We start from the raw sequence: 15,499 nt of genomic DNA on the forward strand, positions 1-15,499 counted from the left end.
TAAGCTTTATACCTCCATGAAGTTCCCGAAAGGTACCGGGACTAGCAAACCAGCTTGGGTGCCATCTCCGGGACGATTGAACTTGTGCACGTAAACCCCATCGGGCTTTTTTTCGTAATCTGGAAGTATCCAGAGAGATGGATGTCCCTTGTGCGCGCGATTTAGCTTGAGGAATCTGCCTATTGCGCTGGTTCGGCTTCGATGGTCTGTCTTCGCATGGTACGCAAGACTCTGCATCAGTTCAGCTTTTGAGCCTACTCTCACGAGGAAGAGAAGTATCTGGGTCTGAGCGTAAGAATCACTGCTTTGGGCCGAGATGTTTAATAGCACTCGAGCAGCCTTCTTGCCGATCTCAATGACTTCCGGATCGACGGAAAATACCTCTCCGATCAGTGCGCTGTCGTGAGGCTTTATGTTGCCGATTTCGTGAGAAATCTGAAGCTCACCGTGATCTTCGATTATGCGCCTGTCTGTATCTATTCCCTTGATTCGGCCGATCTCAGTTGTCTTCTCGGCGGCGAGGTTGCTTGATGTCACAAGCCTGAGGGTAACCTCGGTGGAACCCTTGTCACCTTCGTTCCAAACGCAAATGGGAATGAAGAAGATATGCTTGCCTGGATTTTCAGAGATGTTGATTGCAACACATGGAGGAGGCTTCATCATTAGGGGATAGACTGAACCCATGCGTCCACCTCCTGGAGGGCCGAGTTGTTTTGAGAACATTGGCTTTCCGCTCGCCAACGAAAGAAGCTGCGGTATCGACAAAGAAACGAAGAGGCGCTCCCGTCGAAAGGCTCCCTGCCGCTTTGCAATGTTGACCGTGTTTCTAATTCCAAGCGCGGTGAGAAGCAGGCCCGCAATGGTCGCAGCTATAGTAAAATCATCCATCAGCTGTCTCACACCTTCGGTGGCTCAATGCCGGCTGCTTCGTTGTTTCGGCCGCGCCTTCGTGAGGTCACCCCAAACAGAAACGAAGTGTGCTGAAGTATAAAGGCTTATTGCTTGATGCCCAGCCCACGCGAAACCATCCTAACCGCGCTGCTCGCGCGGCTCTCGGCGCTGCCCGCCACCGCCCTGCGCGGTGAGGTGCTGCCCGAGCGCGTGCCGGCCGAGGGCCTGCTGATCCTGCGGGATGGCGAGCCGGGGGAGCCCGAGGTGACGCTCTCGCCGCTCGCCTATCACTACCAGCACCGCGCCGAGATCGAGGCGGTCGTGCAGGGCGTCGACCGTGATGTCGCTTTCGACACGCTGACGGCCGGCATCGGCGCGGCGCTCGCCGCCGACCGCACGCTGGGCGGGCTCTGCGACTGGGTCGAAGCGGAAGCACCGCGCCCGGTCGATCTGCCGGTCGAGGGCGCGGCCAGCCTGAAGGCCGCCGTGATCCCGGTCGTGCTGCACTATTCCACGGCCGATCCGCTCGGCTGATCCCGACAACCCGAGGAGAACACCATGGCACGAGCCCAGGGGGCGCGGGCGCTGATGGCGCTTGCGTTCGAGACGACCTATGGAACGCCGCCCGCCAGCGGCTTCACCCGAATGCCCTTCGCCAGCACCTCGCTGGGGGCTGAGCAGCCACTGCTGAATTCGGAGCTTCTCGGCTACGGCCGCGATCCGTTGGCGCCGATCAAGGATGCGGTCACGGCAGACGGCGATATCGTCGTGCCGCTCGACGCCGAGGCCTTCGGCTTCTGGCTGAAGGCGGCCTTCGGCGCGCCGACGACCACGGGCGCGGAGGCCCCGTACAGCCACGAGTTCCAGTCGGGGTCCTGGACGCTGCCCAGCATGTCGATCGAGACCGGCATGCCGGAGGTTCCGCGGTACGCGATGTACTCGGGCTGCGTGCTCGACCAGATTACCTGGCAGATGCAGCGGTCTGGCCTGCTGACCGCAACCGCGCGGCTGGTGGCGCAGGGCGAGACGGTGGGCACGACCACCAGTGCCGGAACGCCTGCCGCGCTAGAGCTGAAGCGCTTCGGGCATTTCAACGGCGCGATCACGCGGAATGGCAGCGCCCTCGGCAATGTGGTTTCGGCCGAGATCACCTATGCCAACAATCTCGACCGGATCGAGACCATCCGCTCGGACGGCCGCATCGACGGGGCGGACCCATCCATCGCCGCGCTGACCGGCCGGATCGAGGTGCGCTTCGCCGACCAGACGCTGGTGACGCAGGCGATCAATGGCGAGGCCTGCGAGATGGAGTTCGCCTACAGCCTGCCCTCGGGCGAGAGCTTCACCTTCACCGTGCACGCCGTCTACCTGCCGCGCCCGCGCATCGAGATCTCCGGGCCGCAGGGCGTGCAGGCCACCTTCGACTGGCAGGCGGCGCGCGACAGCGTGGTCGGCCGGATGTGCACCGCCACCCTCGAGAACGATGTGGAGACCTATTGATGCTCACGCTCGACCTGACGAACGCCCCGCGCTGGCACGACCTCGCCCCCGGCGTTCGGGTGCAGTTGCGCCCGCTGACCACCGCGCTGATGGTGGCGACGCGGAGCGACCCGGCCGTCGAGGCAGTTCCGGAGGAAGCCTCCGACGAGGAGCGCGCGGTCGCCTTCGCTAAGGCGCTGGCGCGGCGGGCGGTGCTCGGCTGGGAGGGCATCGGCGACGCGGACGGCAAGCTCATCGACCCGAGCCCGGAGGCCATCGACGCGCTGCTCGACGTCTGGCCGATTTTCGAGGCCTTCCAACTGACCTACGTCTCGAAGGGCCTGCTACTGGAACAGGAAAAAAACGCCTCCGCGCTCTCGCCGACTGGTCCTTCGGCGGGGGTGAGCGATACTGCGAAGCCTGCGCACCCTGCGAGGGCCGCGAGCAAGCCTGCCCGGACTGCCCGGCGCGGCTGAACCGTCCGGAAACTCCGGAGGGTTGGCAGGTATGGGACCTCGTCGGCCGTCTCGGCGGTCAGCTGCGCGTGCTGCCGGGCGCCGTGATCGGCTGGGACATGTCGGCGGCGCTGGCGCTCGGCGACGCGCTCGGCGTGCCACCGCTCGCCATGGCTGAACTGCTGCCCGTCATCGAAGCGGTGATGGTGCGGAAGCTGAACGAGGAGCTGAGCGCGAATGGCGGCCCGGGGGTCAGGCCTTGATCTTCTCGATCAGCGTGACGCCGGGTAGTCCCTCGAAATGTGCGTCGCAGGTCAGCAGCGTCGCGCCCTGCGCGCGGGCGGTTGCGAAGATGATGGCGTCGGCGGTGGCAAGCTTGTGCTCCCGGCACGCCTCCGCCGCCGCCAGCGCGATCTCGGTGTCGAGCGGCACCACATGGCAGACCTGCGTGAAGGCGATCACCTGATCGGCTTTGTCCTCGCCGACCTCGCGCGTCAGCCATTTCGCCAGCTCGAGCTGGACCATGGTCGGGACGAGCCACTTGGCCTGTTCGGGCAGCTGCTCGGACAGCTTCTCGCCGGTCGGCGAGCCGATCAGCCATTCGATCCACGCCGACGTGTCGACGAGGATCATCAGAACCGATCCGTCCGGTCGCGGTAATCGGTGGCGGACGCGCCGCGCGCGAGCCCCTTCAGCGCCTCCCGCTTGGGCACCGGCACAAGCAGGACGCCCGTGCCTTTCGGGATGAAGGCAAAGGTCAGCCCGGCCTCCCAGTGCTGGGCGGTCCGGATCGCCTTGGGAATCGAGATCTGGAACTTCGAGGACAGGGTCGCGGTCTCGGCCATGGTCATACCTTCACTTGATCGATTGCATAAACGTAAGACGCCGATACGGCGAAAGCAAGGAGTCTGACCGATGGCCGAGAAACGCGTCAGCGTCCGCCTCGCGGCCGTGGGCGGACGGCAGGTGCGCGCCGAACTCGAAGGCGTGGGCGAGGCTGGCGCGCGCGGCTTCGGACGGCTGAGCCGGGAGATGGAGGCGGCGAACGCCCGGCTCGCGGCCTTCTCGCGGCGGGTGCGGGTCGCGGCCGCCGCTGCCGTGGCAGCCGCTGCCGCTGCTGGCGTGGCGATGATCCGGTCCGGCCTGCAGACGGTCGATGCGCAGGCCAAGCTCGCGCAGTCGCTGGGGACCACGGTCGCCTCGATCCAGACGCTGGAGCGGGCGGGCGAGCTGGCGGGCGTCTCGATGTCCGGCATTGAGCAGGCGACGAAGGATCTGACGCGCCGTCTCAGCCAGGCGGCCGCTGGGACCGGCCCCGCAGCAGACGCGCTGGACCGGCTCGGGCTTTCGGCCAATGAGCTGATCGCGTTGCCGCTGGACCAGAGGGTCGGTGCGATCAACGCGGCCATCGAGAACTTCGTGCCCGCAGCTGAGCGCGCCGCCGTCGCGGGGCAGCTTTTCGGCGAGGAAGGCTCCATCGCCATGTCGCGGATCGACACCGCGACGCTGCGCCAGGCGACCGAGGACGTGCTTGCCTTCGGGGTCGTTGTCTCCGAGCAGCATGCCGACCAGATCGAGCGCACGAACGACGCGATCTCCCGGCTCGGGCTGATCTGGCGCGGGCTATCGAACCAGCTCGCTGTCGCCGCAGCCCCCGCGCTGGAAGCGGTCGCCAACGCCATGGCGGCGGTCGCCAGCCGCACCGGCCCGCTTGGCATCGCGATCCGTGGGCTTTTCGACAACATCGGCCGCCTGACCACCTATGCCGCGACCTTCGCCGCCTTCCTGGCTGGGCGCTGGGTCGCCGGCATGGCCGCCGCCGCGCTCTCGGTCCGTGGTCTCGCCACCGCGCTCGTCGTCCTGCGGGGGGCGCTGATCCGCACCGGCATCGGCGCACTGATCGTCGGCGCGGGCGAGCTCGTCTACCAGTTCACGCGTCTCGTCTCCGGCGCGGGCGGCTTCGGCGAAGCGATGTCACTCCTGAAGGATGTCGCCGTCGAGGTCTGGGAGCGGATCAGGATGGGCGCTGCTGCGGCAGGCGCAGCCGCCACGGCGATGTTCTTCGACCTGAAGGCCGATGCGGCGTCGGGCATGCAGAGCGCCATCGAGAGCGTGGTCGGTTTCGGCAACACCGCGGCGAACACGTTCGAGGGCGCCTACGAGGCGATCAAGGCGATCTGGGGTCTGCTTCCCGCCGCCATCGGCGATCTGGCGTTCCAGGCGGCCAACAGCCTGGTCGACGGCGTCGAGGCGATGCTGAACGGCGTGGTCTCGCGCATCAACGGCTTCATTGGCGGCATCAACCAGGGGCTGGAAGCGCTCGGGTCGGAGCGCCGCATCTCGCTGGTGCCCGACCTCGACCTCGGCGAGATCGAGAACCGGTTCGAGGGCGCGGCCAGTGCTGCCACGACAGCGGGGCAGGCAGCCTTTGATCGGGCTTTCGAGGACAACCCGCTGACCGCGCCCGATCTCGGGCTCACGGACGCGGCCGCTCGCGCGCTCGAGTCCGCCAACGTCTATCGCGGCGCCGCACGCGATCTGGCGGAAGGGGCCCGCGCGCCGCTCGAAAGCTGGCAGGCGCTGCGGGATGCCGTGCGCGGCACCGACGAGGATGGGGCCGATGCGCTTGCCGAGGCCACGGCCGCTGCGGAGCGGTTCGAGACCGCGCTCGACGGCGCCGGACAGGCCGCGACCGATGCCGGCGCTGCCGCAGGCGCGGCGGCTGCCGCCGCTGAACCTAACGCCGAGACGACCGTCACGGGCTGGCGGGCGGTCACGGCGGCGCTGTTGGAATACGCCAGCAAGGCCCGCGAGATCGGCGGCGACATCGGCCAGAGCCTCGTCGGCGCCTTCCAGTCGGCCGAGAACGCAGTGGGCGAGTTCGTGCGGACCGGCAAGCTGAACTTCCGCGATCTGGTCACCTCGCTGCTCGCCGATCTCGCCCAGCTGGCGGCGCGGCGGTTCATCCTCGGGCCGATCGCCAATGCGCTCTCCGGCGTGTTCTCCGGTGCGGGCGGCATCTTCGCCAACGTCCTGCATGCGGGCGGGATGGTCGGATCGGCCGGACCGTCGCGGATGGTCCCGGCCATGGCTTTCTCCGCCGCCCCGCGAATGCATTCAGGCGGCATGGCGGGGCTGCGCCATGACGAGGTGCCCGCGATCCTGCAGCGGGGCGAGCGCGTGCTGTCCCGGCGTGAGGCCCAGAGCTACGGAGCAGGCGGCGGCGTCAACGTTACCATCATGGCCCGCGACGCCGAGAGCTTCCGGCAGTCCCGCACGCAGGTGGCGGCCGACATCGCCCGCGCCGTCTCGCTCGGACGCAGGGGGCTTTGACCAATGGCGTTCCACGAGATCCGGTTTCCCGACAATATCAGCCGCGGCGCGCGGGGCGGGCCGGAGCGGCGCACCCAGATCGTCGAGCTCGCCTCGGGCGACGAGGAACGCAACGCCAGCTGGGCCAACTCACGCCGCCGCTATGATGTGGCTTATGGCATCCGCCGTGCCGACGATCTGGCGGCGGTCGTCGCCTTCTTCGAGGCGCGGAACGGCCGACTGCATGGTTTCCGCTTCAAGGACTGGGGCGATCACAAGTCCTGCCTGCCGTCTGAGACAACGGGACCAACGGACCAGGCCCTCGGCACCGGCGACGGCGCGACGACCGCCTTCCAGCTGGTCAAGCGCTATACCTCGGGCGCCCAATCCTGGACGCGCGCCATCGCGAAGCCGGTGACCGGCAGCGTGCGCATCGCCCTCGGCGGGGTCGAGCAGCCCTCCGGCTGGTCGGTCGACACCACGAGCGGCGTCGTCACCTTCAGCACCGCACCGGGCGCTGGCGTCGCCATCACCGCGGGCTTCGAGTTCGACGTGCCGGTCCGTTTCGACACCGACGTGCTCGACGTGACGCTCGACCTCGAGCGGCTCGGCTCGATCACCTCCATCCCGCTTCTGGAGATCCGAAGATGAACGACACCGGCAGCTTTGTGGCCGCTGTCCTGCGTGAGCTCGCGGCCTCGACGGCCGTGATCCTCGCCGCCTGGGGCGCGCTCGGCGGCGCCACGAACGCGCTGACGACGAAGATGCATCTGCGCGACGCGCTGCGGCACATCCTGCTCGGCGGTCTGATCGCCGCAGGCATGGGCAGCCTGTCGATGGCCGTTATCACGAGCTGGATGGGCCTTCCGACCGAGGCGATCCCCGCGGGCGGGGCGGCAGGGTCGGCCGCCTATCTCGTGGGGGTCTTCGGGCCGGCCTTCATCGAAATGCTGCTCGCCCGCCTGCGCCGCGCCAAGCAGGGCGACGGCGATGAATGAGCTTCTCCGCCTCGCGCGCTCTCTCCGCTGTGACCCCGCCGACTCCCGGCAGGCTTTCGCCCATCGCCTGCGTATCGGTCTCGTCGTCGCGGCACTGATCCTGATCCTCTCGCTTCTCCGGTAATTCCATGCACATGACCGACCGGGGCCTGCTGGCCCTCGTCCGGCACGAAGGAATCGTGCCCGGGCCCTATCTCGATGTGAAACAGGTCTGGACCTTCGGCATCGGCCACACGGCCGCGGCAGGGGCGCCCGATCCGGCCACGATGCCGCGCGGCATGCCCTCCGATCTCGATGCCGGGATCCGCGAGGCGTTTCGGGTTTTCCGCGCCGACCTCGCGCGCTACGAGGCCGCTGTGCTGCGCGCCATCAAGGTGCCGCTGGCGCCGCACGAGTTCGATGCACTGGTCAGTTTCCACTACAACACTGGCGGTATCGCGAAGGCCGCGCTGACCCGGCACCTCAATGCCGGAAATCGCGATGCAGCCGCCGACGCGTTTCTGAACTGGCGGCGACCGGCCTCGATCATTCCGCGCCGGGAGGCCGAGCGCGACCTGTTCCGCCACGCCCGCTATCCCGACGGCACGATCCCGGTCTGGTCCGTGGATCGCACGGGCCGTGTGGACTTCTCGCGGCCGATCCGTCGCCTGGCCGAAGACGAGGCTCTGGCGCTGCTGCGGCCGTCGCCGCTGCCGAGGCCGCCGGTCCTCGATCCTGCTCCCGACGCGCGCACCGGCTGGCTCGCCCGGCTGGCCGCCTTCTTCTCCACCCTGATCCGGAGGGCCTGACCCATGCGCTACGTTCGCCCCAACTCGCTCACCTGGTGGGCGGGACTGCTCGCCATGCTCACCGGCATCGCGTCTCTTGCGCTGCCCGCCACAGGTTCGCTCGGCGAACTGTCCCGTCTCGTCGCGCTGCTTGCCGGCTCGGGCGATGCCTCGCCGGCCGGGCTGATGTTCCTCGGGCTGGGCCTGATCGGCCTGCGCGACCGGATCGAGCGCGGGTTCCGCGGCGATGCTTGAATTTCTCGCCGGTCTGGTCGTGGGCGGCTGTCTCGGGGTCTTCGTCGTCACCCTCTGCGTCGCCGCCGCGCACGGGGAGCGGGACGGTGGCTGAGTTCCTGATCTGGCTGGTCGCGGCTCTGGGCGCGGTCGGAGGTGTCGTCCTCGGCCGGGTCTGGGGGCGTGCGGAAGGGGAACGCGCGGGCAAACGGGAGGCGGAACGCGATGCCATCGAAGACAAGAACAACCGCGTCGAGCGCGGGCGCGACGCGGTTCGCGACGGCCGCGGTGCTGGCGATCCTGCTGAGCGGCTGCGCCGCAACTATGGGCGCTGGTGATGCGGGTTGCGCGTCCTACGCCGAGGCTCGGCTAGGCCGGCCTGCTGCCGAAACGGTCGCCAACGTCCCGCCTGACTGGGCGGACTGGATCGCCGATCTCGACGACCGCATGACGGGAACCTGCCGATGAAGACCTTCGATCCCGCCCTGCAGGCCCATCTCGACGAGGGCACGACCACGCTCGCCTGGTGCTGGCGGATCGCCCGCGCCGACGGCACGAGTTTCGGATTTACCGACCACGACCGCGCGCTGGGCTTCGATGGGACTGACTTCGAGCCCGAAAGCGGGCTCACGGCGTCCGAGGTGCGCTCGGGGTCGGACCTGTCGGTCGACGCGCAGGATGCTGAGGGCGTGCTGACCTCCGACCGGATCACCGAGACCGACATTCTCGACGGCCGCTGGGACAACGCCGAGGTCGAGGTCTGGCGGGTGAACTGGGCGGACACGAGCCAGCGCGTGCTGATGCGGCGCGGCGCCATCGGTCAGATCCGGCGTGGGCGGCTCGCCTTCGTGGCTGAGGTGCGCTCGCTCGCCCATGTGTTGGGCCAGACAGTCGGGCGGACGTTCCAGGCGACCTGCGATGCCGCGCTCGGCGACGCGCGCTGCGGCGTCAATCTGGAGGACCCGGCCCTCAAGGGCACGGGCACCGTCATTGACATGCTGCGCGACCGGGCCTTCACCGCCTCGGGGCTCGGCGGGTTCGAGGCCGGCTGGTTCACTTTCGGCACGCTGGACTGTACAAGCGGCGCGAACGCGGGGCGGCGTATCGAGGTGCTGGGCCATGACGTCACGGACGGCGTGGCGATCCTGACCCTGCTCGAGGCGCCGGTGCGGGCCATCGCCGAGGGCGACGCCTTCACCATCCGCGCAGGGTGCGACAAGCGCATGGAGACCTGCGGCGCGAAGTTCGCCAACATCGCCAATTTCCGGGGATTCCCGCACATCCCCGGCCAGGACGCCGTTCTTCGCTACGCCACGAAGGACGGTGGCCACGAAGGGTCCGTGCTGTGAACGCCGATCCGAAGCGCGTCATCGCCATCGCGCGGTCATGGCTGGGCACGCCGTACCACGACCAGGCCAGCCTGCGCGGTGTCGGCTGCGATTGCCTCGGACTGGCACGGGGCGTCTGGCGCGAGGTCGTCGGCCCCGAGCCATTCCCGATCCAGCCCTACAGCCGGGACTGGGGCGAGACCGGCCCGCGCGAGGTTCTGGCCGAGGGCGCGCGCGCCATGATGATCGAGGTTTCGCGCACCGAGGCCGGTCCCGGCGCGCTGGTCCTCTTTCGCATGAAGCCCCGCGCCATCGCCAAGCATGTCGGGATTCTCGCCGGGCCCGAAACCTTCCTCCACGCCTACGAGCGGCTCGGCGTGATCGAGGAACCGCTCACGCAATCCTGGCGGCGGCGCATCGCCTTCGCCTTCCTGTTCCCGCAACGCTGAGACCCGAACATGGCAACGCTTGTCCTCGGTGCCGCTGGCGCCGCCATTGGCGGCTCGATCGGCGGCGCGATCCTCGGCGTGAGCGCCGCCACCATTGGCGGTTTCATCGGCTCCAGCATCGGCTCGGTCGTCGACAGCTGGATCATCTCGTCGCTGGCGCCGACGCAACGCATCGAGGGCGCGCGGCTCGACACTTTGCGCATCACCTCCGCCACCGAAGGCGCGGTCATCCCTCGGCTCTACGGCCGCATGCGCATGGGCGGCAACATCATCTGGGCGACGGATTTCCGTGAGGAGACGAAGACCACCACGCAGGGCGGTGGCAAGGGCGGCGGGGGCGGCAAGGTCAAGACCACCGAGTATCTCTACTACGCGAGCTTCGCCGTCGCCTTGTGCGAGGGCCCGATCACCGGCATCGGGCGCATCTGGGCCGACGGCAAGCCGATGGACCTCTCCGGCGTCACCTGGCGCTGGTATCCGGGCGACGACGCGCAGACGGCGGACCCGTTCATCGCGGCGAAGATGGGTGCCGCCAACACCCCCGCCTATCGCGGCACGGCCTATGTGGTCTTCGAGGAACTCGCGCTTTCCACCTATGGCAACCGCCTGCCGCAACTCTCCTTCGAGGTGTTCCGGCCGCTGGCGGATCCCGACACCGCCGAGGGGCTGACCCGCGCCGTCACCATGATCCCGGCCTCGGGCGAGTTCACCTACGCCACGCAGGCGATCCGCAAGACCGACGGCGGCGCGACGGTGCCCGAGAACCTCAACGCGCTGGCCGATTCCACCGACATGGTGGAGGCGCTGGACCGGCTGCAGGCGATGGCCCCTGCGGTCGAGAGCGTCAGCCTCGTGGTGGCCTGGTTCGGCGACGACCTGCGTGCGGGATCCTGCAAGGTGCGGCCGGGCGTCGAGGTGTCGGCCAAATCGACCACGCCCGCCAGCTGGTCGGTCAACGGCGTGAGCCGCGCCAATGCCTTCCTGGTCAGCCGCGACGATCAGGACCGCCCCGTCTATGGCGGCACGCCGTCCGACTTCGCGGTGGTGCAGGCGATCCAGGAGATGAAGGCGCGCGGGCTGCGCGTGACCTTTTATCCGTTCATCCTGATGGACGTGCCGCCCGGCAACACGCTGCCGAACCCGTATTCCGACAACGCCTCCGTGACCGGCCAGCCTGCCTTCCCCTGGCGCGGCCGGATCACCTGTTCGCCTGCGGCGGGCTACGCCGGGACCGTGGACAGGACCGCCACAGCCGCCACACAGGTCGCGGCGTTGTTCGGCGCGGCCACGCCTGCCAGCTTCAGCATCTCAGGCGAGAGCGTCAGCTGGACAGGCACGCCCGGCGACTGGGGCCTACAGCGCATGGTGCTGCACTACGCCCATCTCTGTGCCGCGGCGGGAGGGGTCGATGCCTTCCTGATCGGCACCGAGATGCCGGCGCTGACCACGATCCGCTCGGGCGCCAGCACCTATCCGGCGGTGCAGGCCTATCGGGACTTGCTCGCGGATGTCCGCTCGATCCTCGGGTCCGGCACGAAGATCGGCTACGCGGCGGACTGGTCGGAGTATTTCGGGCACCAGCCCGGCGATGGCACCGGCGACGTGTTCTTCCATCTCGATCCGCTCTGGTCCGATCCGGAGATCGATTTCGTCGGGATCGACAACTACATGCCGCTCTCCGATTGGCGGGACGGGTTCGAGCATGCCGACGCGGCCGAGGGCTGGCCCGCGATCTATGACCGGGCCTACCTGCAGGGGAACATCGCGGGCGGCGAAGGCTTCGACTGGTTCTATGCCAGCGCGGCGGATCGGTCGGCGCAGGTCCGCACGCCCATCACGGACGGCGGCGCCAGCAAGCCATGGGTCTTCCGCTACAAGGATCTGCGCGCCTGGTGGTCGAACCCGCACTATAATCGCCCGGGTGGGGTGGAGAGCGGCACAGCGACGGCGTGGGTGCCGCAGTCCAAGCCGATCTGGTTTACCGAGTTGGGCTGTCCCGCCATCGATCGGGGCACGAACCAGCCGAACGTCTTCTTCGACCCGAAGTCGTCCGAGAGCTTCACGCCGCATTTCTCGCGGGGCTGGCGGGATGACGCCATCCAGCGCGCCTATCTCGAGGTGACGTACCTCTGGTGGGGCGATGCCGGGAACAACCCGGTGTCCTCGGTCTACGGCGGCCGGATGGTGCATGTGCCGGAATGCGCCGCCTGGACCTGGGACGCGCGGCCCTATCCCTTCTTCCCGGCGCTGACCGAGGTCTGGACGGACGGAGCGAACTGGAGGCTCGGCCACTGGCTGACCGGTCGGCTCGGGGCGGTGTCGCTGGCGGCACTCGTCCGGCACCTCTGCCTGCGCGCCGGGCTGCCCGAGTCTCGGATCGACGTCACCGGGCTTTGGTGCGCGGTCGAGGGCTACGCCATCACGGCGCTGGAAAGCCCGCGCGCCTCGATCACCACGCTGTCGCGGCATTTCGGCTTCGACGCCGTCGAGACCGAGGGTGTGATCCGCTTTGTCATGCGCGGCCGGGCCTCCGTCGCCACCCTCGGGCCCGACGATCTCGTGGCCGCCCGCGAGGGCGACCTGCTGGAACTGACACGCGGCCAGGAGACCGAGCTGCCGCAGGCGCTGAAGTGGCAGGTCGCGCTGGCCGACGAGGATTACGACGCGGCCCTCGTCGAGGCGCGACGGATCACCGTGGACACGACCCGGATCGCGTCCGAGTCCTTCCCGATGGCCGTGCCGCCCGAGGAGGCCGAGCGCCGCTGCCGCCGCGCGCTGATGGAGGCGTGGGTGGGCCGCGAGACGGCGGCGTTCCGTCTGCCGCCCTCGCGCCTCGCCCTCGATCCGGCCGACGCGGTCCGGCTGGAGCATGACGGGCGGCTGGTCGATCTGCGGCTGGTCTCCATCGCCGACGCCGAGGCGCGCGGGATCGAGGCGGTGCGCCAGGACCGCGCGACCTACGATCTGCCGCCCGGCGATCCCCGGGCAGCGTCGCTGACCCGCGCGGTCGTGTTCGGCGCGCCGGATGCAGTGCTGATGGATCTGCCGCAGCTGACCGAGGACCAGCCCGCGCATCGGCCGCTGATCGCGGCGCATGCCGTACCCTGGCCCGGCGAGATGGCGGTGTTCCGCAGCCCTTCGACCGATGGCTTCGAGCTACTGACCACCTTCGGAACGCGGGCTCGGCTCGGGACACTGGTCTCGGACTTCTTCGCGGGGCCGACGTCGCGCTTCGACCTCGGCAACGCGGTGATCGTCGATCTGCTCACCGGCACGCTGGAGAGCGTGACAGACCTGACGCTCTTCGGCGGCACCAATGCGCTCGCCATCGAGAGTGCGCCGGGCGTCTGGGAGATCGTGCAGGCGGGCGCGGCGGAACTGCTGGCGCCGGGTCGGTATCGGCTGACCCGGCTCCTGCGCGGCCAGCGCGGCACCGAGGGCGCGATGGCCAACCCGGCGCCTGCTGGCGCCCGGGTCGTCGTGCTGGACACCGCGCTGGCGTCCCTGCCGATTGCCGAGGCTGACCTCGGATTGCCGTGGAACTGGCGCATCGGCCCCGCGAGCCGTCCGGTCAGCGACGAGACCTACCTCGCGCAGTCCTTCGCGCCCGAGGGCGTCGGGCTGCGACCGTTCTCCGTCGCCCATGTCGAGCAGCCGTGGCGTCGCCCCCGCACGCCCGGCGATCTGACGATCCGCTGGACGCGCCGGTCCCGCGCGCTCTCGGCCGACAGCTGGGGCGGGCTTGAGGTGCCGCTCGGTGAAGAACTCGAAGCCTACGAGGTCGAGATCCTGGACGGTGCCACCGTGAAGCGGGTGCTGAGCGCGACCACTACAAGCGCGGTCTACACCTCCGCCCAGCAGACCGCCGACTGGGGCGCGCCGCTCGGCCCCGGCGATAGCCTCACCGTCCGCATCTTGCAGCTCTCCGCCCTCGTGGGACGGGGCGCGCCCAAGTCCGTCACGCTGAGCTTCTGAGGCATCGCAATGAGTTCTGGCAGGGCACGCATCCTGCGGCGTAAGCTTGGGTCATGCTTCCTGAAGACGAAGACCGTATAGCAGCCCAGCTTGCCAGAGTGATGGCCGTGGCCTGCGTGCGCAACACGCAGCTCGAGGACTTGCATGCGGGTCCGGCACCCGTCTCCCACGCGGGCGACGGCAGCGACGTCATCGTCGTGGACGCCGAGGGGAACCGTATTCCCTGGTCCGAGGTCTCTCGGATCGACGACGACGAGATGCGCGCGCTCATGCGCGAGATCGTGGATCGCCTCTACACCTTCCATCTGCGGATCGACGACCCGGCCTTCAGGGCCGAGATCGATCGCTGGGCCGCAATGACCGCGAAGTGGGACGCGCCGAAGCCCGACCCGGTTCTGTCGGCCATTCCGGCGGAGACGCCCGAGCGCGGGTAGCCCGCCACCTACCATCGCCGCGCCTTCATCCGCCGCCTGCCATGCAGGCGGCGTTCTTCGTTTTGGAGACCGCCAATGTCCGACGCCACGACCCATCTCCTGCTGCCCTACATCCTCGCGGCGCAGGCCCAGAAGCATGTCACCCACAACGAGGCGCTGCGGCTGCTCGACGGGCTGGTGCAGCTCTCCGTCCTCGACCGGGACCTGACCGCGCCGCCCGGTTCGCCCGCCGATGGCGACCGCTACATCGTCGGCTCGGGCGCGACGGGCGACTGGGCTGGCTGGGACCTGAACGTCGCGCTGTTCACGGACGGGGCCTGGCTTCGCCTGCCACCCCGGACCGGCTGGCGGGCGTGGGTCGAGGACGAGGGCCTGCTGCTGGTCTATGACGGCGCAGGCTGGATCGGCACCACGCCCGCGACGCTGCAGAGCATGGCGCTGCTGGGGATCGGCACGACGGCGGACGCCTCGAATCCGTTCTCGGCAAAGCTGAACGCCGCGCTCTGGACCGCGAAGACCGTGGCCGAGGGCGGTACGGGCGATCTCTTCTACACCATGAACAAGGAGGCTGCGGGCGACGATCTTGGGCTGACCCTGCAGACCGGCTTCGTGACTAAGGCGCTGGTGGGCCTCTTCGGCTCGGACCGCTTCCGGCTCGCCGTCTCGGCCGACGGCAGCACCTTCTTCGACGGGCTCAGCGTCGACAACGCGAACGGCATCGTCGATCAGCCCCGGCTGCCGCGGTTCAAGGCCTGGACGAACTACGACAACTACGTGGGCGTCGGGACTTGGACGAAGATTGGCCTGAACAACACCGACTACAACGATCAGGGCGCCTTCGACGCCGCCAACAACCACTTCGTCGCGCCCGTCGACGGCACTTACCTCTTCGGCGCGACGCTGCTCTACAAGGTCAACGCCAGCACGACCGCCCGCATGCGCGGGCGGCTCGTTCTGAACGGCACGACCGAAATCCGTGGCTCCCTCGGCGAAATCTCAGCCACCCACGTCTCGCTCGCCACCGCAATCTGGCTGCAGACAATGGTGCCGCTCACCGCGGGCGACACCGTCGAGCTGCAGGGGTATTTCCGGGTCGCGGACGGCTACTTCGCCGCCGATCACACCTCTTTCTGGGGCTGCAAGATCGGCTGAAATTAGTTCGTCGCTTTATGCCTGC

20 protein-coding genes are annotated in these 15,499 nt (G+C 68.7%); 17 read left to right on the forward strand and 3 right to left on the reverse strand.

Annotated features, from left to right (window positions below):
* Positions 1–6: 6 nt before the first annotated feature.
* Positions 7–888 carry a hypothetical protein gene (locus ABIE57_RS06355; protein ID WP_354538163.1) on the reverse strand — a complete coding sequence of 294 codons (882 nt, stop codon included), beginning with the start codon at positions 886–888 and terminating at the stop codon, positions 7–9.
* Between the two features lie 117 nt (positions 889–1,005).
* Here ABIE57_RS06355 and ABIE57_RS06360 point away from each other — a divergent pair, with 117 nt between their 5' ends.
* The 4 genes from ABIE57_RS06360 (at position 1,006) to ABIE57_RS06375 (ending at position 3,088) form a co-directional block, all read left to right on the forward strand.
* Positions 1,006–1,425 carry an acyl-CoA transferase gene (locus ABIE57_RS06360; protein WP_354538164.1) on the forward strand — a complete coding sequence of 140 codons (420 nt, stop codon included), beginning with the start codon at positions 1,006–1,008 and terminating at the stop codon, positions 1,423–1,425.
* A 24-nt stretch (positions 1,426–1,449) separates the two neighbouring features.
* Positions 1,450–2,391, forward strand: a complete 942-nt coding sequence (locus ABIE57_RS06365; protein WP_354538165.1) for a phage tail tube protein — start codon at positions 1,450–1,452, stop codon at positions 2,389–2,391.
* A complete protein-coding gene (locus tag ABIE57_RS06370) occupies positions 2,391–2,846 on the forward strand; it encodes a phage-derived protein YdaY family protein (protein ID WP_354538166.1) in 456 nt (151 codons plus the stop codon). The genes ABIE57_RS06365 and ABIE57_RS06370 overlap by 1 nt, the downstream gene beginning before the upstream one ends.
* A gap of 68 nt (positions 2,847–2,914) precedes the next feature.
* Entirely contained in the window at positions 2,915–3,088 is a 174-nt protein-coding gene (locus ABIE57_RS06375) for a DUF7697 family protein (protein WP_231565667.1), read from the forward strand.
* Here the strand turns inward: ABIE57_RS06375 and ABIE57_RS06380 are convergent.
* Together ABIE57_RS06380 and ABIE57_RS06385 are read right to left on the reverse strand one after the other, a co-directional pair.
* On the reverse strand, positions 3,078–3,458 hold the full coding sequence (locus ABIE57_RS06380) for a type II toxin-antitoxin system VapC family toxin (protein ID WP_354538167.1): 381 nt from the start codon (positions 3,456–3,458) through the stop codon (positions 3,078–3,080). The two genes, ABIE57_RS06375 and ABIE57_RS06380, sit on opposite strands and share 11 nt — an antisense overlap.
* On the reverse strand, positions 3,458–3,670 hold the full coding sequence (locus tag ABIE57_RS06385; protein WP_354538168.1) for an AbrB/MazE/SpoVT family DNA-binding domain-containing protein: 213 nt from the start codon (positions 3,668–3,670) through the stop codon (positions 3,458–3,460). The genes ABIE57_RS06380 and ABIE57_RS06385 overlap by 1 nt, the downstream gene beginning before the upstream one ends.
* Positions 3,671–3,740: 70 nt before the next feature.
* On the opposite strand from ABIE57_RS06385, the gene ABIE57_RS06390 reads away from it, so the two are divergent.
* From ABIE57_RS06390 to ABIE57_RS06445, 13 genes are all read left to right on the forward strand, one after another.
* Positions 3,741–6,158: a phage tail tape measure C-terminal domain-containing protein gene (locus tag ABIE57_RS06390; protein ID WP_354538169.1), complete on the forward strand. Its 2,418-nt coding sequence runs from the start codon at positions 3,741–3,743 to the stop codon at positions 6,156–6,158.
* 3 nt (positions 6,159–6,161) lie between these two features.
* A complete protein-coding gene (locus ABIE57_RS06395; RefSeq protein WP_354538170.1) occupies positions 6,162–6,788 on the forward strand; it encodes a phage distal tail protein, Rcc01695 family in 627 nt (208 codons plus the stop codon).
* On the forward strand, positions 6,785–7,135 hold the full coding sequence (locus tag ABIE57_RS06400; RefSeq protein ID WP_111431321.1) for a hypothetical protein: 351 nt from the start codon (positions 6,785–6,787) through the stop codon (positions 7,133–7,135). Before ABIE57_RS06395 ends, ABIE57_RS06400 begins: the two co-directional genes overlap by 4 nt.
* A complete protein-coding gene (locus tag ABIE57_RS06405; protein WP_354538171.1) occupies positions 7,128–7,259 on the forward strand; it encodes a hypothetical protein in 132 nt (43 codons plus the stop codon). The genes ABIE57_RS06400 and ABIE57_RS06405 overlap by 8 nt, the downstream gene beginning before the upstream one ends.
* Before the next feature lie 4 nt (positions 7,260–7,263).
* Positions 7,264–7,923 (forward strand): lysozyme, encoded by a 660-nt coding sequence (locus ABIE57_RS06410; protein ID WP_354538172.1) that lies wholly within the window; start codon positions 7,264–7,266, stop codon positions 7,921–7,923.
* 3 nt (positions 7,924–7,926) lie between these two features.
* A complete protein-coding gene (locus tag ABIE57_RS06415; RefSeq protein ID WP_101498973.1) occupies positions 7,927–8,157 on the forward strand; it encodes a hypothetical protein in 231 nt (76 codons plus the stop codon).
* Positions 8,150–8,251: a DUF3789 domain-containing protein gene (locus tag ABIE57_RS20595; RefSeq protein WP_454283768.1), complete on the forward strand. Its 102-nt coding sequence runs from the start codon at positions 8,150–8,152 to the stop codon at positions 8,249–8,251. Before ABIE57_RS06415 ends, ABIE57_RS20595 begins: the two co-directional genes overlap by 8 nt.
* Positions 8,244–8,474: a hypothetical protein gene (locus ABIE57_RS06420; RefSeq protein ID WP_354538173.1), complete on the forward strand. Its 231-nt coding sequence runs from the start codon at positions 8,244–8,246 to the stop codon at positions 8,472–8,474. Before ABIE57_RS20595 ends, ABIE57_RS06420 begins: the two co-directional genes overlap by 8 nt.
* A gap of 126 nt (positions 8,475–8,600) precedes the next feature.
* On the forward strand, positions 8,601–9,485 hold the full coding sequence (locus ABIE57_RS06425; protein ID WP_354538174.1) for a phage/gene transfer agent baseplate hub protein: 885 nt from the start codon (positions 8,601–8,603) through the stop codon (positions 9,483–9,485).
* On the forward strand, positions 9,482–9,913 hold the full coding sequence (locus ABIE57_RS06430) for an NlpC/P60 family protein (protein ID WP_354538175.1): 432 nt from the start codon (positions 9,482–9,484) through the stop codon (positions 9,911–9,913). Before ABIE57_RS06425 ends, ABIE57_RS06430 begins: the two co-directional genes overlap by 4 nt.
* Positions 9,914–9,922: 9 nt before the next feature.
* Positions 9,923–13,888: a baseplate multidomain protein megatron gene (locus ABIE57_RS06435; RefSeq protein WP_354538176.1), complete on the forward strand. Its 3,966-nt coding sequence runs from the start codon at positions 9,923–9,925 to the stop codon at positions 13,886–13,888.
* Between the two features lie 101 nt (positions 13,889–13,989).
* Positions 13,990–14,322 carry a hypothetical protein gene (locus ABIE57_RS06440; protein ID WP_354538177.1) on the forward strand — a complete coding sequence of 111 codons (333 nt, stop codon included), beginning with the start codon at positions 13,990–13,992 and terminating at the stop codon, positions 14,320–14,322.
* Positions 14,323–14,397: 75 nt separating this feature from the next.
* Positions 14,398–15,474, forward strand: a complete 1,077-nt coding sequence (locus ABIE57_RS06445; RefSeq protein WP_354538178.1) for a DUF2793 domain-containing protein — start codon at positions 14,398–14,400, stop codon at positions 15,472–15,474.
* Positions 15,475–15,499 lie beyond the last annotated feature (25 nt).

Source organism: Roseovarius sp. MBR-6, assembly GCF_040547525.1.
In the GTDB taxonomy this organism is placed as follows: Bacteria; Pseudomonadota; Alphaproteobacteria; order Rhodobacterales; family Rhodobacteraceae; genus Roseovarius.